At 36.1% G+C, this 24,509-nt stretch carries 19 protein-coding genes; 12 read left to right on the top strand and 7 right to left on the bottom strand.

Translation table 11 applies throughout. The features are described from left to right. Positions 1 to 113: 113 nt before the first annotated feature. The gene (locus tag M2372_RS07015) at positions 114 to 1,718 is read right to left on the bottom strand and encodes a S8/S53 family peptidase (protein WP_123319689.1); all 1,605 of its coding nucleotides are present in this window, start codon (positions 1,716 to 1,718) and stop codon (positions 114 to 116) included. An 87-nt stretch (positions 1,719 to 1,805) separates the two neighbouring features. Here M2372_RS07015 and M2372_RS07010 point away from each other — a divergent pair, with 87 nt between their 5' ends. The 4 genes from M2372_RS07010 (at position 1,806) to M2372_RS06995 (ending at position 5,658) form a co-directional block, all read left to right on the top strand. Beyond that, entirely contained in the window at positions 1,806 to 2,930 is a 1,125-nt protein-coding gene (locus M2372_RS07010; protein ID WP_123319688.1) for a DegT/DnrJ/EryC1/StrS aminotransferase family protein, read from the top strand. A gap of 456 nt (positions 2,931 to 3,386) precedes the next feature. Further along, the gene (gene galE / locus M2372_RS07005; RefSeq protein ID WP_123319687.1) at positions 3,387 to 4,406 is read left to right on the top strand and encodes a UDP-glucose 4-epimerase GalE; all 1,020 of its coding nucleotides are present in this window, start codon (positions 3,387 to 3,389) and stop codon (positions 4,404 to 4,406) included. Between the two features lie 20 nt (positions 4,407 to 4,426). Beyond that, positions 4,427 to 5,191 carry a methyltransferase domain-containing protein gene (locus tag M2372_RS07000; RefSeq protein ID WP_123319686.1) on the top strand — a complete coding sequence of 255 codons (765 nt, stop codon included), beginning with the start codon at positions 4,427 to 4,429 and terminating at the stop codon, positions 5,189 to 5,191. 14 nt (positions 5,192 to 5,205) lie between these two features. Next, positions 5,206 to 5,658 carry an adenylyltransferase/cytidyltransferase family protein gene (locus M2372_RS06995; RefSeq protein WP_115973870.1) on the top strand — a complete coding sequence of 151 codons (453 nt, stop codon included), beginning with the start codon at positions 5,206 to 5,208 and terminating at the stop codon, positions 5,656 to 5,658. 42 nt (positions 5,659 to 5,700) lie between these two features. Here M2372_RS06995 and M2372_RS06990 read toward each other — a convergent pair whose 3' ends face one another. From M2372_RS06990 to pnuC, 5 genes are all read right to left on the bottom strand, one after another. Then, positions 5,701 to 8,307: a TonB-dependent receptor domain-containing protein gene (locus tag M2372_RS06990; RefSeq protein ID WP_123319685.1), complete on the bottom strand. Its 2,607-nt coding sequence runs from the start codon at positions 8,305 to 8,307 to the stop codon at positions 5,701 to 5,703. A gap of 131 nt (positions 8,308 to 8,438) precedes the next feature. Beyond that, complete coding sequence (mltG, locus tag M2372_RS06985) at positions 8,439 to 9,464, bottom strand: endolytic transglycosylase MltG (RefSeq protein WP_115972332.1); 1,026 nt, start codon at positions 9,462 to 9,464, stop codon at positions 8,439 to 8,441. Positions 9,465 to 9,496: 32 nt separating this feature from the next. Next, on the bottom strand, positions 9,497 to 10,264 hold the full coding sequence (gene dapF, locus M2372_RS06980) for a diaminopimelate epimerase (RefSeq protein WP_123319684.1): 768 nt from the start codon (positions 10,262 to 10,264) through the stop codon (positions 9,497 to 9,499). Between the two features lie 105 nt (positions 10,265 to 10,369). After that, positions 10,370 to 11,041 carry a hypothetical protein gene (locus M2372_RS06975; RefSeq protein ID WP_123319683.1) on the bottom strand — a complete coding sequence of 224 codons (672 nt, stop codon included), beginning with the start codon at positions 11,039 to 11,041 and terminating at the stop codon, positions 10,370 to 10,372. Positions 11,042 to 11,045: 4 nt separating this feature from the next. Next, the gene (gene pnuC / locus M2372_RS06970; RefSeq protein WP_115972329.1) at positions 11,046 to 11,717 is read right to left on the bottom strand and encodes a nicotinamide riboside transporter PnuC; all 672 of its coding nucleotides are present in this window, start codon (positions 11,715 to 11,717) and stop codon (positions 11,046 to 11,048) included. A 164-nt stretch (positions 11,718 to 11,881) separates the two neighbouring features. Here pnuC and M2372_RS06965 point away from each other — a divergent pair, with 164 nt between their 5' ends. The 5 genes from M2372_RS06965 (at position 11,882) to M2372_RS06945 (ending at position 17,617) form a co-directional block, all read left to right on the top strand. Beyond that, complete coding sequence (locus M2372_RS06965; protein WP_115972328.1) at positions 11,882 to 13,396, top strand: amino acid permease; 1,515 nt, start codon at positions 11,882 to 11,884, stop codon at positions 13,394 to 13,396. Positions 13,397 to 13,452: 56 nt separating this feature from the next. Then, positions 13,453 to 14,463, top strand: coding sequence for a glycosyl hydrolase (locus tag M2372_RS06960; RefSeq protein ID WP_123319682.1), 1,011 nt, complete (start codon positions 13,453 to 13,455; stop codon positions 14,461 to 14,463). A 91-nt stretch (positions 14,464 to 14,554) separates the two neighbouring features. Further along, complete coding sequence (locus tag M2372_RS06955) at positions 14,555 to 14,836, top strand: hypothetical protein (protein WP_123319681.1); 282 nt, start codon at positions 14,555 to 14,557, stop codon at positions 14,834 to 14,836. A 219-nt stretch (positions 14,837 to 15,055) separates the two neighbouring features. Beyond that, positions 15,056 to 16,414 carry an oxygen-independent coproporphyrinogen III oxidase gene (gene hemN / locus M2372_RS06950; protein ID WP_123319680.1) on the top strand — a complete coding sequence of 453 codons (1,359 nt, stop codon included), beginning with the start codon at positions 15,056 to 15,058 and terminating at the stop codon, positions 16,412 to 16,414. Between the two features lie 3 nt (positions 16,415 to 16,417). Further along, positions 16,418 to 17,617, top strand: a complete 1,200-nt coding sequence (locus tag M2372_RS06945; RefSeq protein ID WP_148060769.1) for a hypothetical protein — start codon at positions 16,418 to 16,420, stop codon at positions 17,615 to 17,617. Between the two features lie 21 nt (positions 17,618 to 17,638). Here the strand turns inward: M2372_RS06945 and M2372_RS06940 are convergent, their stop codons facing one another. Beyond that, entirely contained in the window at positions 17,639 to 19,015 is a 1,377-nt protein-coding gene (locus tag M2372_RS06940) for a PQQ-dependent sugar dehydrogenase (protein ID WP_123319678.1), read from the bottom strand. 216 nt (positions 19,016 to 19,231) lie between these two features. Here M2372_RS06940 and secD point away from each other — a divergent pair, with 216 nt between their 5' ends. From secD to M2372_RS06925, 3 genes are all read left to right on the top strand, one after another. Further along, positions 19,232 to 22,126, top strand: coding sequence for a protein translocase subunit SecD (gene secD / locus M2372_RS06935; RefSeq protein ID WP_123319677.1), 2,895 nt, complete (start codon positions 19,232 to 19,234; stop codon positions 22,124 to 22,126). A gap of 442 nt (positions 22,127 to 22,568) precedes the next feature. Further along, on the top strand, positions 22,569 to 23,141 hold the full coding sequence (locus tag M2372_RS06930) for a hypothetical protein (RefSeq protein ID WP_123319676.1): 573 nt from the start codon (positions 22,569 to 22,571) through the stop codon (positions 23,139 to 23,141). A gap of 88 nt (positions 23,142 to 23,229) precedes the next feature. After that, positions 23,230 to 24,501, top strand: a complete 1,272-nt coding sequence (locus M2372_RS06925) for a hypothetical protein (protein ID WP_148060768.1) — start codon at positions 23,230 to 23,232, stop codon at positions 24,499 to 24,501. Positions 24,502 to 24,509 lie beyond the last annotated feature (8 nt).

The raw sequence follows: 24,509 nt of genomic DNA, 5'->3' as shown, positions 1-24,509 counted from the left end.
AAAAATATACTATTTATAGTAAAAAAACGGGTCGTTAGACCCGTTTTTGGTTTATAATCAGTTTCGTGATATTAGTAATAAAATAGTGTTATTTGTGTTTAAAATAATGAAGATTATTCCTTTATAAACTTTTTATAATACCCTTTATCAAGGGTCTGTATTTTCAGATAGTAAATACCTTTTGCAAAATCATCAACCCTTACAGACTTCTGATTATTCACTTTTCTTATCAGCCTTCCCAGATTGTCATAAATTTCCAGCGAACTGATGTCATCTTCTGAGGCAATATTAAGAATGTTTTTAACAGGATTCGGAAACAACGCGAATTTTTCTTTTTTTACAATTTCAGAAGTATTTAACACGCCATTGTAAAGACTTCCGAAGTTAAGAATGCCATATCCTATCTGATCTGTGTGGTTAGGATAAAGTGAAGCTGTCTGTCTTAGCTTTGTTTTGAGCTGATCCCTATTCATGGTAGGAAATACCTGGAGAAGACAGGCAACACCTCCTGCAGCAATAGGAGTAGCAAGGGAAGTCCCGGTACTCGTAAAGGTGGTATCTCCTAAAACAGTTGCAGTAGCAGTTCCTCTAGCACTTCCATCCGGTTTAATGACTCCCAGTGAATTAGGTCCGAAAGAAGAGAATACAGATGTATTTCCTGAAGAATCTACTGCTCCGATCGTAAATACCTTGGCGTTGTCTGAGGGAGTTAAAAGATAATGCCATGGTTTATCCCCTGAATTTCCTGCCGCAGCAAGAACAAAAATTCCTTTTTCAGCAGCAATTCCGGCTCCCCTTGCAATAAAGGACGTAGTTCCGTTCATATCGGCATAAGTATAACTGTATTGAGGATTGTCAAATGCTTGATATCCAAGTGAGGTTGTGATAATTTCTACTCCCTTTCTGTCTGCTTCTTCAGCAGCTTCGATCCAGTAGAGTTCTTCCTCAGGAATTTCAGCAGCGGTATTTTCGCTTCGGTACAGATAAAAATCCGCATCCGGTGCAGAACCTACAAAGATATTTTCCAAATAACCACCAATAGCTCCCAGTACAACGGTGCCATGTGCATTTAGAGAAGGGTTGTAGATGTCATTGGATTTGGTAACAAAGTCATAACCAGCCTTTATCTTATTATTGTTGCGTAGTCTCAGAAAAGCATTTCCGGTATTCACAGTAGGAAATCCTGTGTCAATAACAGCAATGGAAATTCCGGTTCCTGTAAAGCCTGCAATGTGAAGAGGTCTTATGTTTACCTGGTCAATCTGTAAGGTACCGGAACCATATTCAAAATTGGTAAGTCCCTTCTGGGTATTCGTAGGATTTTTCCATTTATTAACGGGTGTCTGCTTTACTATAGGAGTTCCGTTTCGGGCAAAACTTTCTACAGATAAAACAAAAGGCTGGGTTTGCAAAGTGGCAATTTGAGCAGGGCTTGCATTGACTGCCGCTCCGTTGAGCCATTTAGAATAATCTGTAACGGTAAATCCTAGATTCTGAAGGTTTTGTATGTAAGATTGTTCTATAGGGACGTCCTGATCATTAAGTGATATGCCTAATGTTGTACGTCTGTCAAGCGATTTCTGGCTAAGCTCAGAAAGAGGATTAGCATAAAATACTGCTTTATTAGGCTTGTCTTTAAAATACACAAAAACAAGCTGAGTTTGTGCAATACTATAAGAGTAACCTGTTAGGAAACAAAAGAGTAAAATTTTTTTCATATAAATTTTTGTATAAAGATAAAAACAAAATCAATAAAATTTTTGATAGGATTTTAAAATCCTTATTTTTACAGAAATAATTTATTTATGAAAAAAATTCAGATGGTTGACTTGCAAAGTCAGTATTACAAAATAAAGAATGATGTAGACAATGCAGTTTTAAATGTAATGGATTCCGCGGCTTTCATCAACGGTCCTGAAGTAAAGTCTTTCCAGAATGAATTGGAGTCTTATTTAGATGTAAAACATGTTATTCCATGTGCAAATGGAACTGATGCATTACAGATTGCCCTTATGGCGCTGGATTTGAAAGAAGGGGATGAAATAATTACTGCTGATTTTACTTTTGCAGCAACAGTAGAGGTGATTCATCTGCTTAAATTAAAATCTGTTTTAGTAGACGTAGATTATGATACATTTACTATTTCAACAGATGCTTTAAGAAAGGCGATCACACCAAGAACAAAAGCAATTATTCCGGTACATTTGTTTGGGCAGTGTGCCAATATGGAAGAGATTCTGAAAATTGCTGAAGAGCACAATTTATACGTAATTGAAGACAATGCACAGGCAATTGGTGCAGAATATACATTCTCTGACGGAACATCGAAATATGCCGGAACGATGGCAACAGTAGGAACTACATCTTTCTTTCCTTCCAAAAATCTTGGATGTTATGGTGACGGAGGTGCTATTTTTACAAATAATGATGAGCTGGCACACCGTTTAAGAGGAATTGTTAACCATGGAATGTACGAGAGATATTATCACGATGAGGTAGGAGTGAATTCCCGTTTAGACAGCATTCAGGCAGCGGTTTTAAGAAAAAAGTTACCACACCTGGATTCATATAATGAGGCGAGAAGAAAAGCTGCTGACTATTATGATGAAGCGTTCGCAGGAAATCCGAATATCTTAACTCCAAAAAGATCTGAAAGCTCTACTCATGTATTTCACCAGTATACATTAAGAATTCTGAATGGAAAACGTGACGAACTTCAGAAGTTCCTTACTGAAAAGGAAATTCCGGCAATGATCTACTACCCTGTAGCATTAAGAAAACAAAAAGCCTATTTCCAGGAAAGCAATGATGCTGACTTTGTAAATACAGATAAGCTTTTGGGTCAGGTAGTTTCTCTACCAATGCATACGGAACTGGATGAAGAACAGTTGAAGTATATTACAGATGCTGTCCTTGAGTTTATGGGATAAAAGGGGATGAAGGGATTTTTTCTTAAAGGTAAAAAGTATAAATTCTTTTTAGGAGTTCATCTTTTTATTATGGGGATCTATTCACTTTATTTGATCAATACAGTGATGTCCTACAATTCCTTGTCTTACTCTAGATATTATAAAGAGAGTATTTTTGAAAATATTTTTAAATACTCTCTTTACATCATTGTAAATTTAATTGCAGGAATAATCATTTTTTGCAAATTAAAATATACCAAGATTATTCTCAATTTTTTTGCTGTAGTGATCCTTATTTTAGTTTGTTTTGCTAATTATACCTTAATTAAAAGTTACATTAACAATTCATATTATAACTTTGTAATTATTTTTAATACATTAGTTATCGGTTTTGTTTTTTTTTATATCTTTTATTTAAATCATAGGGAAATAGAAAAAAATGAAATAGAAAATATAGGAAAACACGAAGATTAAAAAATGGCAATACTTGTTACAGGAGGACTTGGATATATTGGTTCTCATACAGTAGTAGAACTTATCAATAATGGCTTTGATGTTGTTATTGTAGATGATCTGTCCAATTCGGAGAGGTTTATTTTAAATAATATAGAGGAAATCACTGGTAAAAAACCAGTTTTTTATCCTTTTGATCTTAAGCGTAAAGAACTTCTTTCACAGGTTTTTGATGCTCATAATATTGATGGGTGTATTAATTTTGCGGCTTCAAAGGCTGTAGGAGAGAGCCAGGTAAAGCCTGTAGACTATTATGAAAACAATTTGTTTTCACTCATCAATATCCTTCAGGAATTTAAAGAAAGAGAAATCTCCAACTTTATTTTCAGCTCATCATGTACTGTATACGGACAGGCAGAAGTAATGCCGATTGATGAAAATACTCCGTTAAAAATGCCTGAGAGCGTTTATGGAAAAACTAAGCAAATGGGTGAGGAAATCCTGATCGATTTTGCTAAGGCATACAACAGAAAGATATCATTATTAAGATACTTTAACCCAATTGGAGCACATCCCTCAGCAAAAATCGGAGAATTACCAATAGGAATTCCTAATAATTTAGTTCCCTATGTTATGCAGACCGCTGCAGGAGTTCGTGAGAAACTAAGTATTTGGGGAGATGACTATCAGACAAAAGACGGTACAGCTGTTCGCGACTACATTTATATAATGGACCTTGCAAAAGCTCACGTGGCAGCTTTGAAAAAACTTATGGAAGATCAATCCAGAGAAACAGTGATTGATACTTATAATTTGGGAACTGGAAAAGGGTCATCCGTTTTAGAAGTCGTAAAAGCTTTTGAAATTGCAAATGGAGTAGATGTTCCTTATCAGATCTGTGAGAGGAGAGAAGGGGATATTACTATTGCCTATGCAGATCCTTCAAAAGCAGAAAAAGAACTTAACTGGAAATCAGAAACTTCCCTGGAAGAGTCTTTAAGGACAGTCTGGGAATGGCAGAAATATCTCAATTCGAGAAACTAAACTCATAAAACACCACCATTATGGCTTGGAATCCTGAAATATATGATCAATTTAAAGAAGAGCGTTCAGCCCCTTTCTTTGATCTGTTGAAACTGGTAGAATCAAGAACGGGAATATCCGTTATAGATCTGGGGTGCGGAACGGGAGAGCTTACCTCAAAACTTTTGGATTACTTAGAAGATTCTAAAGTCTTAGGAATAGATTCTTCTGAAGAAATGCTTGAAAAAGCGGCTCAGTTCAAAACAAGCAGACTGAATTTTGAAAAAAGAAGTATTGAAGAGCAGCTTCATTTGGGAGATACTTATGATCTGATTATTTCCAATGCTGCTATCCAGTGGTGTAGTAATCATAAGGAGCTTTTCCCAAGAATTATCAGTAAAATTAAGGAAGGCGGACAATTGGCCGTACAGATTCCCTCAAATCACGAATATGTAGTTCATCAGCTTCTCAGAAAGATTGCAGGTGCTGAGCCTTATAAAAGTGCTTATGACGGATGGGAGAGAGAGTATACTGTTTTGAGCATTGAAGACTATGCCAGAATATTATTCAACAATAAAGGAAGAGAAATCACCGTTTATGAGAAAGTATTCCCTCATGTTCTTGAAAATGCGGAAGCAGTATTCACCTGGGCTTCCGGAACCGCTATGCTTCCTTATATAGAAAGGCTTCCTGATGAAATGAAAGAACAATTTAAAAACGATTATAAACAACAATTGCAAAACACCTTCCCTGAATCACCGGTTTTTTACCCGTTTAAAAGAACATTTATTTCAGCGAAGTTTTAACTTTTAACATTAATATGAAGACACAAAGAATAGGTATTACATTTTCCTCATTTGATTTATTACATGCAGGGCACATTAAAATGCTGGAAGAAGCAAAAACAGTATGCGATTATCTGATCGTAGGGTTGCAGATTGATCCGTCTCACGACAGGCCCAACAAAAACAAACCAAGCCAGACTATTGTTGAACGCTATATTCAGCTGAAAGCTGTAAATGCAGTAGACGAAATTATTCCTTATTACACAGAAGAGGATTTACTGGATATTTTAAAATCTTTTGTTATCGATGTAAGAATCATTGGTGATGATTATATGGACAGAGATTTTACTGGTAAACAATACTGTGAAGAGAAAGGTATTGAGATCTTTTACAATAAAAGAGACCACAGGTTTTCTACCAGCGACTTAAGAAAAAGAATTTATGAAGCTGAAAAAGAAAAAGAAGAGAGAGCTGAAATTGTAAAATAAAAATAAAAAATCCCGAAATCTAATTTCGGGATTTTTGTTTTATTACATCGGGCCTTGCTGTTCGTCACCGGTTGTATTAGAATTAATATCCTTTTTTCTCTTAGGTTGCTCTATTTTCTCACCTTGTTTGAATCTATAGGTTAAAGAGATAGAAAACTGTCTTGGCTGCCATTGCATAAAGCTGCTACGGGTATAATCGTTGGTGTAATTAAATACTTCCATCCCTCTTGTATTGAAGATATCCTGAATGTTGAAAGTAATAGTTCCGTCTCCTTTCCAAATGGTTTTGGATGCTCCAAAGTTTAGAGCATACATATCCTTTCTGTCCTGGCTGACTGTCTTTTGACCACCTCTGTAGAAACCTTGCAGCTGTACGCTTAAGGTCTTATCCAGTTTGAACGTTGTATTAAGACGTAATCTTGTAGAGAAACCACTTCCTGTAAAGTTTAATTCTCTTGTCTGTGCTAAACCATCTTTATCTATGGTAGCATAAGAAGTAATTCCTGTCGTTTTGTATCTGAATATATCTGCACTTCCCATAATTTTGAACCATGCAAAAGGATCATAGGTAAAGTTCAGATCCAAACCGATACGATCGTCATTGCCCAGGTTTTCCGGTCTTGTATAGAATACTGTTTTTCTTTCATCCGGTCTGTAGACTAGCATTTTCGTATCATCTGTGGCATGTCTATAATAAAAAGTAGGGTTCAGGGTAAACTTCTTCTTGGTAAGGTTATAGCCTACTTCATAAGAATCTACATACGATGGATTTAAATCGATATTTCCCTCGAAAATATTCTGGTTATTGGTGTAGCTTGAGAAAGGAACCATAAAGAATGATCTTGGTCTGTCTATTCTTCGCGAGTAATTAACTAAGATCTGATTATTCTTAGCGATGTCATAACTTAAGAATACGCTTGGGAATAAATTATTGTAATTCTTGGATTTATCTAATGGCTCCTTCGTAGGGTTCTGGCTGATATAATGGATCTTAACATTAGAAATTTCATCTCTTAATCCTACCTGATAGCCGAAGTTTCCAATCTTACTCCTAAACTGCAGATAGAAAGCATTGAAGATTTCCCGATAGTCTGTATTGTTGTTATAATCTGCAATCAGTGGATTATTAGATGTGGTGCTTACAAAGTTATCATATGTATTGTTGTTGACATCCAATCTGTAACCGGCTTCAATTTTTGAATTTTCGCCTATTGGTAATTCATAATCTGCCTTTCCGATTACCGTTTTACTTACAGAATGTCTTCTTGTAATATCCTGTACAGAAGGAACATGATCTACACTTTCCAGAATGTCTGCATTGTTATTACTTCTGTTTCGCTGTAAACTTAATGATAAGGATAGGTTTTGCCCTTTATCGTTAAATTTATGATCCAAACCTACATCTCCCTGAAAAGCAAGATTATTAAAAACAGTTTTAGAATCCCTTAATGTATAAGGGTTCATAAGCTTCCATGGATCTGAGGTGTCTTTTGTGTATTTGTAAAAAGTGTCATAGGTATTTACCAGATCATTTCCGTCTCCCTCAAAAGTTCTCACCAATCCTGTTAAGTTGATGGACGTTTTTTCAGAAACATCATATACAAAACCGGCACTTGCATTATAGTTTTTATTATATGTCTTACTAGTGGAGTTTTGAAGCTGATGAACAGGAACGGTAGGGATTTTATCTATTTCTTCCTGAGCAGTAGGGATAGGATTTACATCAGGGAATTTAATATTATGGTAAGTGGTTTCAGCATTATTTTTGGTTTTGTTTTCCGTATAGCCACCACCGCCATTTACAAACCAGGTCCAGTTGTTTTTTCTCCAGCTTAAATTGGCATTAAGGGAGGTTCTCGGAAAGTATCCAAGACTTCCCACTACACTACCGTTAAATCCTACTTTTTTGCTTTTTTTAAGAATAATATTTAAGATACCGGAAGTTCCACTAGCTTCAAATTTTGAAGAAGGATTGGTAATGACCTCAATTCTTTCAATCTGGTCAGCCGGAATACTCTGCAATGCATTGGCTCCATCATCAATCCCTAATAGGGAAGAAGGTTTACCGTTGATCAGGAATTTTACATTAGAGCTTCCCCTCATAGAAACGGTTCCGTCTGTATCTACTGTAACAGATGGTACATTCGTAAGAACATCCTGAAGACTTCCTCCTTTACTCACGATATCCTGTGATGGATCGTACGTTTTTTTATCCAGTTCTACCTTATAGGGTTTAGCTGCAGATGCTGTAATAACAACTCCTTGGAGCTCCTGTGTTTTTCCGTCTAATGTGGAAGTCGTTGAAGCTTCAATAGATAAAGCACCAATATTTCCGGCTCCGGTAATATTTTTGTTAATAATGCTTTTTTTGTAATCAATAGCTTCTACAGTAATGTCGTAGCTGCCGGGAGCAAGCTGTAATTTATATTGCCCCTTTTCATCGGTCAATACCGCATCGCTGAATGATTTGTTGGCTTTGTTGCTAAAGGTTACAGAGGCATAAGGCACCGGCTGGTTCTTCTTATTGACAATGATCCCTGAAATGTCGGCCTTCTCCTGAGCAAAAGCCATTGCAGCTGCCGAAAGTACTAACGTAAGTCCTAGTGTTTTTCTGGTGAAAATATTGACAATTTCTGTCTTATTCTTCATAGGTTATTTTTTTGTATAAAATCGTGAAAGGATAACCCTTAATATTTTGAAAATTTATATTAAATTGATTTTCAAAATATTATGATTTATGTATTGTTTTTATCTATAAAATTCTGGTGCCTGCTAAAAGCTTATTTTATATTCTTTGAATTGAGCCAATCCTGATAAGCTTTTGCATTTACAGCATGTTCTTCCGCACTGGCTGTAAACTTATGATATCCAAATCTTGCGGGATCAGCGCACATAAATATATAATTGTTGTTTTCTGCATTCAAAACAGCATCTACTGAGTTCTTATCCACTACGCAGATCGGCCCCGGAGGAATCCCTGCATTGGCGTAGGTATTGTATGGAGAAGGTGTAGATAAATGTTTATATAATACCCTTTTGATCTGTTCTTTAAAATTTGTCTGCTTATTGATCGCATAGATCACAGTAGGATCAGACTGAAGCTTCATTCCTTTTCTGTATCGGTTTAAATACAAACCGGCAATGGTCTTCATTTCGTCCTTCTTCCCTCCCGATTCTTTGTAAACAATTGATGCCAGTGCATAAATCTGATCTCTTGTAAGTCCGGATTGCTGTTCTTTATTTTTTCTTTCACTGGTCCAGAAATCATTGTACTGGTCATCGAATTTTGCAAAAAATTCTCTTGGGCTTACTGTCCAGAAGAAATTATAAGTATCAATGAAAAAATATTTCTTTAAGTCTTCAATGTTCTTATATCCTTTTTCCTGAGCAACCACATCCAGGTCATTCACAAAATGAAGAGAATCCAGTTCTGTTTTTTTGGTAACCTTTCCAATCATCTGGTACATATCTCCAAAATCACCAATTCTGAAAGAATTGGCCGTTTGGTTACCTGCTTTGATCATATTAACAAGATCTGTATTTCCTTTCCCACTTTGAATATGATAACGTCCTGCCTTAAAATTAGTAACAAGTCCTTTATCTTTAGCTACTGCTTCGAAAGAACTGCGATCCTTAATATACGGAGCGATAGAATCAAGAATCTGATTAAAGTTTGCCTTATGAGGGATCAAAATATAACCGTCCTTTTCTACGTTATTTCCGAAGTATTTATTATAAAATCTCAAACCAAAAAATCCTGCCACTACAAAAACAAGCAGAATGATAATGAGAATAGCTTTTTTCATTCCTAAATAGTATTGATTAAAAGTTTTTGATTTTAAAGAATATCTACCTTACCTTTAAAAACTTGCTTTGCAGGACCCTCCAGCCAGATGTTGCAGAAAGAATCACCGCTTTTTTCAGCATATACCTTAAGATTTCCTCCCAGGGTTTTAACTTTTACGGAAGTTAGATTGTCTTTTTGAAGAAAAGTTAAAGCAGAAGCTGTAACTCCTGTTCCACAGCTGTAAGTTTCGTCCTCAACACCTCGTTCATAGGTTCTTACAAAGATTTCATGATCTGAAATTTTTTCTACAAAGTTGACATTGATTCCTTTTTCTGTATAATTTTCTGAATTTCTGATGCTGTGTCCCTGGGTATAAACGTCATAATCGGCAAGATTTTCTACATATTTTACATAATGAGGAGAACCGGTATTAAGAACTGCATCATTTCCGTCATGTGAGACTGTATTCACATCAATCATCTTTAATTTAATGATCCCATTGTGAATTTCTGCTTCATGTTCACCATCTATCGCAATGAATTTGCATTTGTCTTCAAAAACATCAAGAAAAAAGGCAAAAGCTACCAGGCATCTTCCTCCGTTTCCACACATCGTACTTTCTCCACCGTCTGAATTATAATAGACCATTTTAAAATCATAATCAGGATCGTTTTCCAGAAGAATAAGGCCGTCTGCACCTATTCCAAAACGTCTGTCACATAGTTTTTCAATGATATTTTTGTCTTTAGGAAACTGAAGGTCACGGTTATCTACCATTACAAAATCATTTCCCGTTCCCTGATATTTATAAAATTCCATATTGTTTTTTGTCTGAATGAAGAAACAAAATTAGTATATTTAAAATGAAAAACGAACAGTGTTAACTGTTCGTTTCCTTATTTATAATCGTTATTTATAATTGTTCTATCTAAAGCCCCCGCCACTGTTTTGTTCTCTGCTTGAACTGGTGTTTGGAGTGCTTTGAGTGCTTGAGCTGTTTCTGAAACCTCCTCCGTTTGAAGATTCAGGTCTAGTGGTATTGGTATTGGTATTTGTATTTGCACTTCCTGAGTTTCTGAATCCGCCTGCGTTCAGGGTTCTGTTTTCAAAGCTATTGCTGTTTTGGTTTCTGAATCCACCGTTATTTTGGTTATTCTGATTTCCCTGATTATTCTGATAACCGCTGTTTGAATTTCTGAATCCACCACTGTTGCTGTTATTAGAGTTTCTGTTATATCCTCCATTGTTATAAGATCCGCTGTTGTTATTACGGAAACCGTTATTAGGTCTTTGTGAAGTGACCGTAGGAGTTGTATTTCTTCTTTCTACATACACTTTTCTTCTGGAATTATTATAAGTGTCATAATAGTAAGGCATACCATTATCATAGTAGTAATTGATGTTGTTTCTATAATAATAGCCGTCATTACCATAATATCCGCCATTGCCATAATATCCGGAAGGAGCGTAGTAAGATCCATTGTTATAATATGGATCACCATAACCATTGCTGCCATATCCGTCTGTATAAGCCATACAAGATGTTAAAGTGCTAATAGCAAAGATGCTAACTGCTATTTTTAATAAATTTTTCATAACTTTATTGTACTTTTTTTTCTTTAAAACTTTTTTTCCAATTAAGGTATCCTAAGATAGCCATTATAGTAAATACCAAATATTGAACCGAAGTGATGCCAAGCCCCTTAAAAATCATCATAGGCATACAAATAAAATCTCCGATAATCCAGAAAATCCAGTTCTCAATGCGCTGTTTGGCCATAAACCACATTCCTACTAAAAATATTGAAGTGGTAAAAATATCCAGCCAGTTTGCCCAATCCAGATGATATAATCCAAGATTGGTTCCTTCCATTGAAAAGTGATTGTCAATATAAGGTTTATAATAATAAATAAATGTGACAAGTCCTAAACTCAGGATAAAAAGGATTCCTGCATAGAACCATTCTTTTTGTGTCGCCCACGTAACGTCCACATGCACATGGTCTTCCGAATTTTTAGCCCACAATATCCAGCCATAGACACTCATCACAGTATAATAAACATTGATCAGGCAATCTCCAAGCAGCCCAAAGTTAAAAAGAATATATACATAAATCAGTGTTGAAATAATGCCTGTAGGATATACCCATATATTTTTCTTAATGGAAAAATATACGCTCAAAATTCCGAAAATGGCACCTGATACTTCAAGCAGAATCTGCAAAGCATCATAGTTTTCATAGGGTTTTACAAAAAGATCATATAAATTCATGCGATCAAAAATAAGCAAAAATATGGACTTTTTAAAATGAATTAAATAATGTGTTAATTAGGTTTTTAAGATTTTAATATAAAATAAATGATGAAATTTTAACGATAAACGTGAGGATTCCTAAATTTTTTATATTTTCGTAAATCCTTAATAAATAAAAAAACATGTCGAAAATTTGGGTTAAAAAACCACTAAGTGCCTATGAGGCAGATATGAAGAAAAGTGAGCTGAAGAAAGTCCTTGGAAAATGGAGTTTAACAGCAATAGGAGTAGGTGCTATCATCGGAGGTGGAATCTTTGTTCTTACGGGAACAGGAGCCTATTATCATGCAGGACCAGCACTTGCAATCTCCTTTATTATAGCAGGTATTGCCTGTGTTTTTGCAGCATTATGCTACGCGGAGTTCGCCTCCATTATTCCTGTTGAGGGATCTGCATATGCTTATGCATACGGAACAGTAGGTGAAATTTTTGCATGGGCCATGGGGTGGTGTCTCATCCTGGAGTATGCCATGGCCAGTATGGCCGTTTCCGTGAGTTGGTCCGGGTATTTTAATAAATTTTTGAAGATATTTAATATTCACTTACCGGCTTATCTTACATCGGATCCGTCAAGTTATACAGGGGATGGGTTTTCTATGAACCTGCCTGCATTTATTCTAGTTCTATTGATTACAGCCTTATTGGTAAAAGGAACTAAAGAAGCAGCAGGCGCCAATAACCTGATTGTTTTGATGAAAACTTCAGCCGTTATTTTCGTGATCATTGCAGGGGTTTATATTATTTTTTCCAATACTGATCTTTACAACGCAGTTGATGGAGTTAAAAATTGGAAACCTTTTATTCCTGATCAGATAAAACTTAAAAATTCTGAAGGTGATTTGGTTTCAGCCTATGGTATTAAAGGAATTATTTCAGGGGCTGCAGCTATCTTTTTTGCTTATATTGGTTTTGATGCCGTTTCTACACAGGCAGGAGAGGCTATCAATCCTAAAAAAGATGTGCCTTTTGCTATTATTGTTTCATTATTAGTTTGTACAGCATTATATATTTGTGTGTCTCTTGTTTTGACAGGAATGATGCATTATTCAGACTTTAATCCTGAAGGAAAATATCCTGATGCCATTAAAGCACCAGTAGCTTATGCATTCGAAATTGCAGGGAAACACTGGGCGAGTAATGTGGTAACCATTGCGGCTACTGTAGGATTGATCTCTGTAGTAATGGTAATGATGATGGGACAGTCCAGAATCTTTATTGGAATGGCAAAGGATGGATTGATTCCTCAGTTTTTTGGGGAGCTTCATCCAAAAACAAAAACACCTTATAAAGGAATTATTTTATTAGGAGTAGTGGTGGCTTTTATCGCTGCATTTACACCGATTTCTACACTGGCAGATATGACTAGCTTCGGAACCCTGTTTGCATTTACATTGGTTTGTATTGCTGTTTGGGTAATGAGAAAGAAAGAACCTAACTTGATCAGACCTTTCAAAGTTCCAGCTTATAAAATCGTTGTGGCATTAGGAGTATTTATTAATATATATTTAATATTTAACTTAAGTGCTCATGCATTGGAGCTTTCTGCTGTATGGCTTTTCTTAGGCGGTTTAGTGTATTTCCTTTATGGAAAATCTAACAGTAAACTTAACAATCCTGAAAAATATCAGAAAGATTAAATAATATAAACCGCTTCGGCGGTTTTTTTGTTGCAAATAACCAATCAAAATAATATATGAAAAATATTTTTTCCATTGTATTCCTGTCTGTAGGAATGACTGCATTTTCTCAACAGGTGGAAAGCATTGAAACAATTCTTAATGATAAAATAAGCATCAGAGCTCTTGAATTGTATGACAATAAAGTTTGGTACAGCGGCTCGGATTCCAAATTCGGTTTTGTAGATATTAACGATACCAAAAATCAAAAACAAATCAAACTTTCTGATGAAAAACTTGAATTCAGAACGCTTGCACAGAATAAAACTTCATTCTATGCGATCAATATTGTGAACCCGGCCCGATTTTTCAAAATTGATAAAAAAGACTTGAAATCCCAGATTGTTTTTACAGATTCTGCAAAAACAGCATTCTATGATGCTTTACATTTTGTGAATGATAAACTGGCATATACTTTCAGTGATGCGGACAGTGACAATGTATTGAAATTGGCTGTTTATAAAGACGGAAAATGGGGTATGTTTAAGAATGATTTAAAACTAAATGAAGGAGAAGCTGCTTTTGCTGCCAGTAATACCAATATTTCCTCTACCAAAAAGCATGTATGGATTGCAACAGGAGGCAAAGCTTCAAGAATCTTAAGATTGAACCTTAAGAATGAAAAGCTGGAGGTTTTTAAAACCCCTTTTATTCAGGGAGAGTCATCACAGGGAATGTATTCTATTGATTTTAATGATGATCAATTCGGAATTGCAGCAGGAGGTGATTATACAAAACAGAGTGCTAATATCAATAATATTGCAACGACTCATGATGGGGGCGAAACCTGGCAGATTCAGGCTTCAGGACAGAATGCAGGCTATACGACCTGTGTGAAAATAAAGCCGGGATCAAAAGGAAAGGAGATTATTGCGGTAGGAGATCAGCATATTAGCTATTCTTCAGATTTTGGAAAGACCTGGAAGAAAATTTCTGATGAAAAAGGGTTATATGTTGGGCAGTGGATTGATGGGAATAGAGTGGTTTTTGCTGGGAAGGATAGGATTGTGATGATGAAACTGAAGTGATTTTTGATGAAAACAGAAGATGTTTTAAAAATATATGATATAGAATTTATCGTTTCTAAATTAGGAACACCATTTTTTAGGAGGTGGGGCCATGGAAGAACTGTTTACTTTTTTAAGGTCACCAATGGATATCAATGATTTACTGGAAATGACAGATCATTATCTGAATGGTAATCCTTTTCCTGTTGATAATGACTGGACGGTTTTTACCTGTACAATAGAAATGACTCCCGAGGGAGTTGTATTTGTGTATCCTGGTATAAAAGATCTGGATAGGGTAGTTCCTTTGAAAGATTTTAAGATTATTGCTACAGCATGGCTTGATTTTCTTGAAAGAGATTCCGGTCAGATTAAGGTTCCTTTATACAAGTAAGATTAGATTTTACAGATAGGAAATCAGGATCAAAAAAATAAATAAAACTGATAGAATTTATCATTATCCCTGTAACCAGCTCTGTTAGCGTATTTAGACTCATTATAAAATACAACCTAATATAATTCATAGGTTAAAATTCATAACTAATGGTTAATTTTGTAGGATGGATTTTTAATAATGTTAAATTTCCCCACCTTATAAAATTTTATTTTCAAAATGAACTCTTTAATAGATAAGTATAATATTCCCGGACCCCGTTACACCTCTTATCCTACCGTTCCTTATTGGGATGATTCTACATTTTCACCGGAAGGATGGAAGGAAAGCGTAATAAGGTCTTTTCATGAAACCAATGCAGAGGAGGGAATTTCTATTTACATCCATTTGCCTTTCTGTGAGGCATTGTGTACATTCTGCGCATGTCATAAGCGTATTACCAAACAGCACAGCGTTGAAGTTCCTTATTTGGAAAGCGTTTTAAAAGAATGGAAACTTTATCTTGAGCTTTTTAATGAAAAACCAAAGTTAAAAGAGCTGCATCTTGGTGGTGGTACTCCTACATTTTTCTCTCCTGAAAACCTGAGAACATTGCTGGAAGGAATCTTTTCCACAGTAGAGATTGCGGAACATCCTGAGTTTTCATTTGAAGGACATCCTAATAATACAACAAAAGAACATCTTCAAACCTTATACGATCTGGGCTTCAGAAGAGTAAGCTTCGGTGTTCAGGATTATGATCCTAAAGTACAGAAAGCGATCAACAGAATCCAGCCTTTTGAGAACGTGAAAAATGTGACCGAATGGGCTAAGGAAATTGGTTACAGAGGAATCAGCCATGATTTAGTATTTGGACTTCCACATCAGAGTTGGGAAGCGATGGAACATACAATCAGAAAAACAATGGAGCTGAAGCCGGACAGACTGGCATTCTATTCCTATGCACATGTTCCATGGGTGAAAGGAGTTGGGCAGAGAGGTTTTGATGAAAATGACCTTCCAAGTGGAGAAGAAAAGCGCCGTCTGTATGAAGATGGTAAAAAACTGCTTCAGGATTTAGGATATATTGAAGTGGGAATGGATCACTTCTCCTTGGAACATGATGATTTATACCAGTCTCTGATCCATAAAAAACTTCACAGAAACTTTATGGGCTATACTTCAAGCAATACCCAGCTGATGGTAGGACTTGGTATGTCTGCTATTTCAGATTCATGGTATGCTTTTGCCCAGAATGTAAAAACAGTGGAAGAATATCAGACGATGGTAGAAGAAGGTAAAATCCCTGTTGTAAAAGGCCACGTTCTGAATGAAGAAGACCTGATAGTAAGAAGACATATTTTAAATCTGATGTGCCAGCTTGAAACTACTTTTACTGCAGGCAACTCTTTCCCTGAGCTGGATAACGCTTTAGAAATGCTGAAGGAAATGGAAAATGACGGGTTGGTTGAAATTTCCGGTAAGGAAATTAAAATTACTGAAGCGGGAAGGGCTTTCACCAGAAATGTAGCGATGGTTTTTGACCTCAGGATGATGAGAAATAAGCCGGAGACGAGAATCTTCTCGATGACGATATAGAGAATGAGACATAAGGCTCTAGTCATATTTCTATATATTTATACACTTTCTTTCAGTTTTTTTAAGACGGTAAGATGGCCCAATGAATGGTCTCAGTCGCATTGGCTGATGGACTATAGGTTTGGATTCATCAAGAGGGGCTTTGCTGGTGAGATCTTCGGATTTTTTTTTGAAAAAAATGAGTACCAGATACAGATATTATCTGCAGTGATATTATTTTTACTATATGTGACGATACTCATTACTGCAGTTAAGCATACTCTACAAAATTACAGTATTCATAAGGTTCTTTTTTATGTAGTCTTTTTTCTGTCTCAATATGCTATATTGTCTGCCCATCTTATCGGGTATTTGGATCATGTGATTTTTCTGTTGACAATGCTGGCCCTGTTTCTTATTCGGAATAAAAAATATTGGTGGGCATCTTTGCTGTGCACAGTCAGTGTGATGATACACGAAATTACATTCTTTATCATGCTTCCGATTTGCCTTTTTGCTTTATTGGTAAATGAATGGAAAGGCCATAAGCCGGTCTTTACATCAGCAGTATTGAAAAAAGTAGCTTTTTTTCTCATCATTCCGATGGGAGCTACCTTTTTAATTTCTGTATATCAGGAGTTTTTCGGAAAAGACAATCGTGATCTGATTTTTCAGTATTTAAAATATTCCGGATTGATAAGTGATCGGGTTTCAGGTGTGGTTGCAGATGCCTATACAGAAAGCTTTCTAAATTATCTGAAACAGGAAAGTCCAACATTTTTTTTAAAAATTTACTCTTTCGGAATTCCTGTTAAATTTGGAATTCCAATAGCTTTTATGTTCTTTGTACTCTATAAACAATTCCGAAAAGCGAATCAATATACAATTCTCCTGCTGTATATAATATCACTATTTCCTCTGCTATTGCATGCGATTGCTTGGGATACCTTCAGGATATGGTCATTTTCGTATATGATTCTGTTTCTTGGTTTTGAGATATTGGATACTCAGTTTAAAACGGTGAGACATTTTCAGAAGGTAAACGGATTTGAGATTTTATTTTTTGTGTCAGCTGTACTCACTGTTTCCATTTTTAATAATATGCTTTTTGATCAGGAAATTGAAAGATTTTCAAAGCCTGAAAGATTATGTTTTTTAATTCCTGTCTTTTCTGTGATATTTTATTTAATGAAAAATGCCCCAATACAGAATATTGAGGCATAAACTTCTATTTAAAAATAAAAATTATTTGATGATCAGTTTCTGACTATATGATTTCATGTCTCCTAGTTTCAGATTGATAAAATAAACTCCTGCCGGAATTCTGGAAATACTAATGCTTTTACCATTGATAACCTGTTTAGATTCCAGTACTTTCCGTCCTTCTGTATTGATGATCTCCAGTGTTAAATTCTTCTCCCTGATGCCATGAACGAAAATCTCTTCAGTGGCTGGGTTAGGATAAATGCTGATTTTGTCTAAACTGTTATTTTCCTGAGTAGCTAAAGTTCCTGTTGTAATTTTAAAGATCTTTCCACTGGTGACTGCTGCCACATACAATTCCTTTTGTGAATCCTGACCGAAGGAGGAGAAGCCGTTTCCGCTGTAAGCAGAGGTCCATATGATCGAATTATCAGTACTCAGAATGCCTATTTGATCGGAACAATAGTCTGCAAAGAAATATTTTCCCTGAAGTGAAGGATATAGAGAACCTGCATAAACGTAGCCTCCGGTGATAGAGCATTTTCCACCAGAATGATCATAGATGGCAACAGGGAATGTCATAGAAGACTGAGCAGCACATCCTGAAGTGTTATAGGCCGTATTTCCTTCATAGCAACGCCATCCGTAATTGATTCCGGCCTGTGTGACGGGCATTCTGTTGATTTCTTCAATTGCTCCCTGGCCTACATCTGCAATCATAGCATTTCCTGCATTGAGATCAAATGAAAATTTCCAGGCATTTCGAAGTCCGTAAGCCCACACTTCATCTGCTCCGTCAACGCCAGCCCCGGCAAAAGGATTGTCAGAAGGAATATTGTATGGAACCGGATCTGTGGTATTCACATCTATTCTCAACATTTTTCCGAGAAGTGAGTTCTTATTTTGTGCATTGTTGTTAGGATCGCCACCACTTCCACCATCTCCTGTTACAATCCAGAGTTTTCCGTCAGGGGCAAAATGAATGCTTCCACCATTATGGTTAGCGAATGGCTTTGGAATGTTCAGAAGGATTTTCTCAGAGCTGGGATCTGCGGCATTGGAATTGGTGGAACTTACTTTGTACCTGGCAACGATAATATTTCCCGCTGTGTTGTTATAATACACAAAAAAATACCCATTAGTTAGGTATTGCGGATGGAAGGCGAGCCCTAAAAGCCCTCTTTCTCCTCCATAAAGAATTTTTGAGGTAATATCCAGAAAATTGGTGGTATTAATGGAACCATTAGGCTGGATAATCTTTATTATACCATTCTGCTGAACAACGAATAACCTGCTGTCATTGGCATTCGTAATCTCGACCGGACTGGTTAATCCGGTGGCAAATTCTTCCAAATTAATGCTTTGAGCATTAACGATTAAGGAAGAAACAATACTTAGACTAAAAAGTAAATTTCTCATAATATTGTGATAGTTAGTGTGTTGAAAGATGAATGAAAATTTTATACCAATTAAATTTTGAAAACTTCATTAAGATACCACGAAATAATTGTTAAATCTTAAATAGAAATCAGAATGCTGATATATCTGAAAATAAACCATTTCTGTTGTTAAAAATTCATAAAATACAAGAAAATCATTATATTTGCCGACTTAATTTAACGTAGTTATAACAAAATGCAAGGAAAAGGGCTTATTACAATTGTTGCTATTGTCCTGGGGTTGATTTGCTTAAACGAGCTATTACCAACCTGGTACGCCAGCAAAATTGAATCGCAGATCGAAGCTGCGAAAGGAAACGAGAAAGAGATCAAGCGAATCAAAGAAGATACTCTTAATCTTGGGTATACAAAGCTTTATTATTCAAAAGCTAAAGACAAGGAAATGAAATTGGGTCTTGACTTAAAAGGAGGGATCAACGTTCTATTGGAAATTAACCAAAGAGATTTGGTAAATGATTTAACCAATTATTCTACCAATCCTGTTCTTATTGAAGCTTTAAATAAGACTGATGAAGCTCAGAAAAACTCAACAAAATCTTACATCGACAATTTCTTTGAACAGTTCGATGCGATTAACAAAGCAAAAGGAACGAACCTAAAGCTTGCTGACCCGGAACTTTTCGGAAACACAACTTTATCTGAAATCAAGTACAACACTACTGATGAGCAGGTAAAAAGTATTGTTAAAAGAAGAATTGATCTTTCTGTAGGAACAGCTTTCGAGGTAATCAGAACGAGAATTGATAAGCTTGGAGCGATCCAGCCAAACGTTCAGAGAGTACCTGGTACAGCTAGAATTTCTGTAGAGATGCCTGGTATGAAAGATATCGATAAGGTAAAGAAAATGCTTCAAACTTCTGCAAAACTTCAGTTCTGGGAAGTACAGCAGGTTCCTGAGGTAGCACCTTATTTCCAGACATTAACAACTATGGTTGCTGCAAAAGGAGATTCTATGGGAGTTGCAAAAAATGTGAACTTCATGAACCTTTTACAGCTTGACAAATTAAGAAGTAATGGTGTTGCTAACGTAAAATTGTCTGATACAGCTGCTGTAAACAAGATCTTGAACAGCAAAGTAGGAATGGCTTTACGTCCTGCAAACATTAAATATACACAGTTCATGTGGGGTTACAAACCTGAAGCTACAAGTCCTGATGATTTAGTATTGTATGCAATCAGAAGTAACATCAACCAAAAAGCTCCGGTAGACGGTGCGGTAGAAACTGCAAATATCAGCTACGACGAATTGAGTAGAGTAGTTGTAGATATGCAGATGGACTCTAAAGGGGCAAAAGAATGGAAAACTTTAACGGAGAAAAACGTTGGGAAGCCAGTAGCTGTAACTCTTGATAACAGAGTATATACTGCTCCAAACGTTGTAAATGCTATCCCTAACGGTAGAACTCAGATTTCTGGTAACTTCTCTCAGGAGGAAGCTAAAGAACTGGTAGACGTGTTAGGTGCTGGTAAATTACCTGCTGGTGCTAAAGTAGTTCAGGCTACTCAGGTAGGTCCGTCATTAGGACAGGAATCTATCGACGCAGGTATGATTTCATTTGCAATCGCATTCCTAATTATCATTGTTTATATCATTTTCTATTACGGTGGTGCCGGAGTGTACGCTGTAATTGCAATGGTAATTAACTTATTCTATATTTTCGGAATTATGGATTCCGGAGACTTTACTCTTACGCTTCCTGGTATCGCTGGTATCGTATTGACGATGGCCATGGCGGTAGATACGAACGTAATTATCTATGAGAGAACTAAAGAAGAATTATTTGCTGGTAAAAGCATCTTAGAAGCTTATAAAGACGGTTTCAAACACGCATTAAGTGCGATTATTGACGGTCACTCTACTACATTACTTACTGCAGTTGTATTGTTCTTCTTTGGAACAGGGCCTATTAAAGGTTTCGCATTGACATTGATGATCGGTATTATCATGACATTGTTCACTTCTGTATTATTATCAAGAGTAATGATCTTCAGCAGACTGAACAAAGGTAAACAGCTTTCTGTGTGGACTCCTCCTACGAAGAACTTATTCAGAAATACCTGGATCGATTTCATTGGAAAGAGAAAATATGCTTACATTATCTCTGCTGTGTTAACGGTAATCTGTATTATATCTATGGTTACTCACGGATTTAAATACGGTATCGACTTTACAGGAGGTAGAAACTATGTAGTAAGATTTGATAAAGAAGTTAATGCTAATGATGTTGAAGAAAAATTAGTAAAACTATTTAAAACTGAAGATGGTAAGAACTCTTCTGTAGAAGCTAAGACTTTCGGAAACTCTAAACAGTTGAAAATCTCTACAGATTATCTTATTGAAGATGAATCTTTAAAAGCTGACCAAACAATTGAGCAGAAATTATTTGAAGGATTAAAAGGAGATCTTCCTTCTAATATTACCTTAAATGATTTCAAATCTGCAGACAAAGATCACGCTGGTATCATTTCATCTGAAAAAGTAGGACCTACGGTAGCTGATGATATTCAGACGCACGGTATTCTTGCTGTAGTGGCTGCATTAGGAGGTATTTTCTTATATATCTTATTCAGATTTAGAAAATGGCAGTTCTCTTTAGGTGCTGTAGCAGCATTATTCCACGATGCGGTTATTATTTTAGGAACGTATTCATTACTTCACAAATATATGCCGTTCAACATGGAGATCAACCAGGATTTCATTGCTGCGATCCTTACGGTATTAGGATACTCAATCAACGATACGGTGATTATCTTCGACAGAATTAGAGAATATCTGAGAGAGAAGAAATCTCTGACATTAGCCGGATTATTTGATGACTCTATTTCAAGTACGTTGGGTAGAACATTCAACACTTCATTCACTACAATTTTGGTGATCCTTGCGATCTTCATCTTCGGTGGTGATAATCTGAGAGGATTCATGTTTGCTCTGTTAATCGGTATTGGATTCGGTACTTACTCATCTATCTTTATTGCATCGGCAATTGCCTATGACTTCCTTAAGAAAGGAAAAGAAGAAGAGGTACACGGAAAAACAACTTCCGAAAAAGAAGTGCTTGCTTCAAAATAATACAAACTACAATAAATTAGTAAAAGCCTTTCGAAAGAAAGGCTTTTTTTATTTCCTTTTCGTTTCGAGCATTTTGTTCTTTCATTGATTTGCATAAACTTTACCTGTAAGATTATATTGTTCTTATGGTTCCGTATAAGTGAGTGGACTATTGCCTTGCTGTGAATCAATATTCTTCTTATTGTCCATTACTTATTTTTAATGCATTTCCCAACTTGTGCATTTTTAAACAATTTTTGCATGTTAAAAATGATCGAATTTAACATAAAGTAGAATTATTCGTGAATAAATCAAATTTTAGAGATTAAAAATTTCGTGTAATACCTTAATAATACTCATTTTTTGATGTTTATGCATAAATAATAATTTTAGTTAAAAAAAAATAAAAAAATATGGAATTATGTAGCAAATTATTATATATTTACAAAAAAACAAAACAAAAATGAAATTCGAAAAATTATTCGTTGCTGCGGCACTTTGTGTCGGTAGCGCTATTTCTGCACAGGCAGGGATTGGGATCTCTAACCCGGATAAAAGTTCTGCTTTAGATGTTACCAGCACTAATAAAGGTGTATTAATCCCCAGAATTTTTGATCTTACTACAGTAGCCACTCCAGCAAATGGGCTGTTGGTTTATGATCTGAAAAGACAGGCATTAACCCAAAACATCGGAACACCTGCTGCCCCAAACTGGGTTCCCATCAGTGGAAACATTGTTAAGTTCTTCTACATGCCCTCTATCAGCATTGATACTTCTACGCTAGGTACGGGTAGGACATTGGATCTATACCAATTATACAAGACACAGTTTTCAACTCCGAAAGTCACCAGTACAGGAGCTCCTGCAGCCATTCCTTTCTTTCTAAATGCTACCGATCTGTACTATTATGTAACAGATTTTGACGGCAGTGTTTTAAGGAATGTAAGCATTGATGCTAATGGAATCCTGCGCTATGATGTAGTAGGAACAGCCACAGCCTGTTCCTTCGTGAATATTGTATTTGTAATCAAATAATTTTAAGTGACATACAGTCATTAGCATCATCCTTCAATTAAGGATGAGTATCCTTTCGTATACAATTAACAGATTAAAATTATTCGTGATGAAAACAAATTCAATACTACGGTACATTTTTATGGCATTATGCCTCTTAGTATCAAATAAAATGATTTCTCAGGAAATGGTTTCCCTGCCTATGGGTGGTTGTGGGAGATTATTAGATACTAATACTTCCGCTCAGTATGCTAATTTTATTACTATCTTTCCCCCCTGTTTAAAGGTGGGAGCAGTGGCAGCTAATGCCAATAATATGACAGATATAGATGTCAATTCATATGCTTCCCTTAAACCTGGAATCGGAGCTGGGATATGTCCTATTTATATCAGTGTGGGAACAACTGGAAGTGACTTTCCGGCAAACAAGCCTGTATATATAGATTTCTCTTCTGAAGGCTTTAATTTTAATGCCAGTTTCAATGATGCTAGTTTCAGATTCTTTAATAACGGACAGGAGGTGTATTCAACTCCGGTTGGAGGGCACTTTTTCTTTGATTTTGGGGATAGCCAGTCTAGAAAAATTATTAAAGTAATGCCTACTGTTGCATGGGATGAAGTCAGACTGTCTTATTCAGACTTTGGAATTGGCTTTACATTCAATGAAATGAGGGTTTACAATATCCTTTCAGAATATTATATAGATCCTATGACTTATTTGTCTCAACCTTCAGACAGAACAGTTCCTGTGGGAGGATCCACTACGATGACAGCAGTTATAAGCAATACAGATATTGATGAGACTCCTGCGAATGTTACTTACCAGTGGCAGATATTAAACGGTTCTACATGGACGAATCTTACCAATGGAGGTAATTATAGTAATGTTACCAGTTCAACGCTTAACATTAATAATATCCCTGCAGGATTCAATAATAATCAGTACAGAGTGGTAGCTAAATCCAGCTTCTATACCTGTTCATTCCAGGCGAACTCGAATACCGGAAGACTTTTTGTAAATGCAGTGAATGATCCCGGAACCATTGGAGCTGATCAAACAGTTTGTCTGGATATCAGCAGTGACCCGGCAGCCTTTACACAAATTGCAGCCGCTCAGTTAACAGGAACAGCAAGCTATCAATGGCAGAGCTCAACAGATAATGTAACATTTACAAACATCACTAATGCTACTTCTGCAACGTATGATGCGCCGGCAGTGACACAGACCACTTATTACCGCCGTGGAGTAAGATCAACTCTTAATGGAGATGTTACAGCTTATCAGTATAGCAATGTGGTAAAGGTTACCTTGAAGAAGAGCTGCCTCATCAAATGCATCATCACTAACCGTATGATCACTGCAAAACCTAATAGTAACTAGTAATATAT

This window comes from Chryseobacterium sp. BIGb0232 (assembly GCF_024810195.1).
Lineage (GTDB): Bacteria > Bacteroidota > Bacteroidia > Flavobacteriales > Weeksellaceae > Chryseobacterium > Chryseobacterium pennae.
The sequence above is the reverse complement of the archived record's forward strand: the minus strand, read 5'-3'. Positions and strand labels throughout refer to the sequence as shown.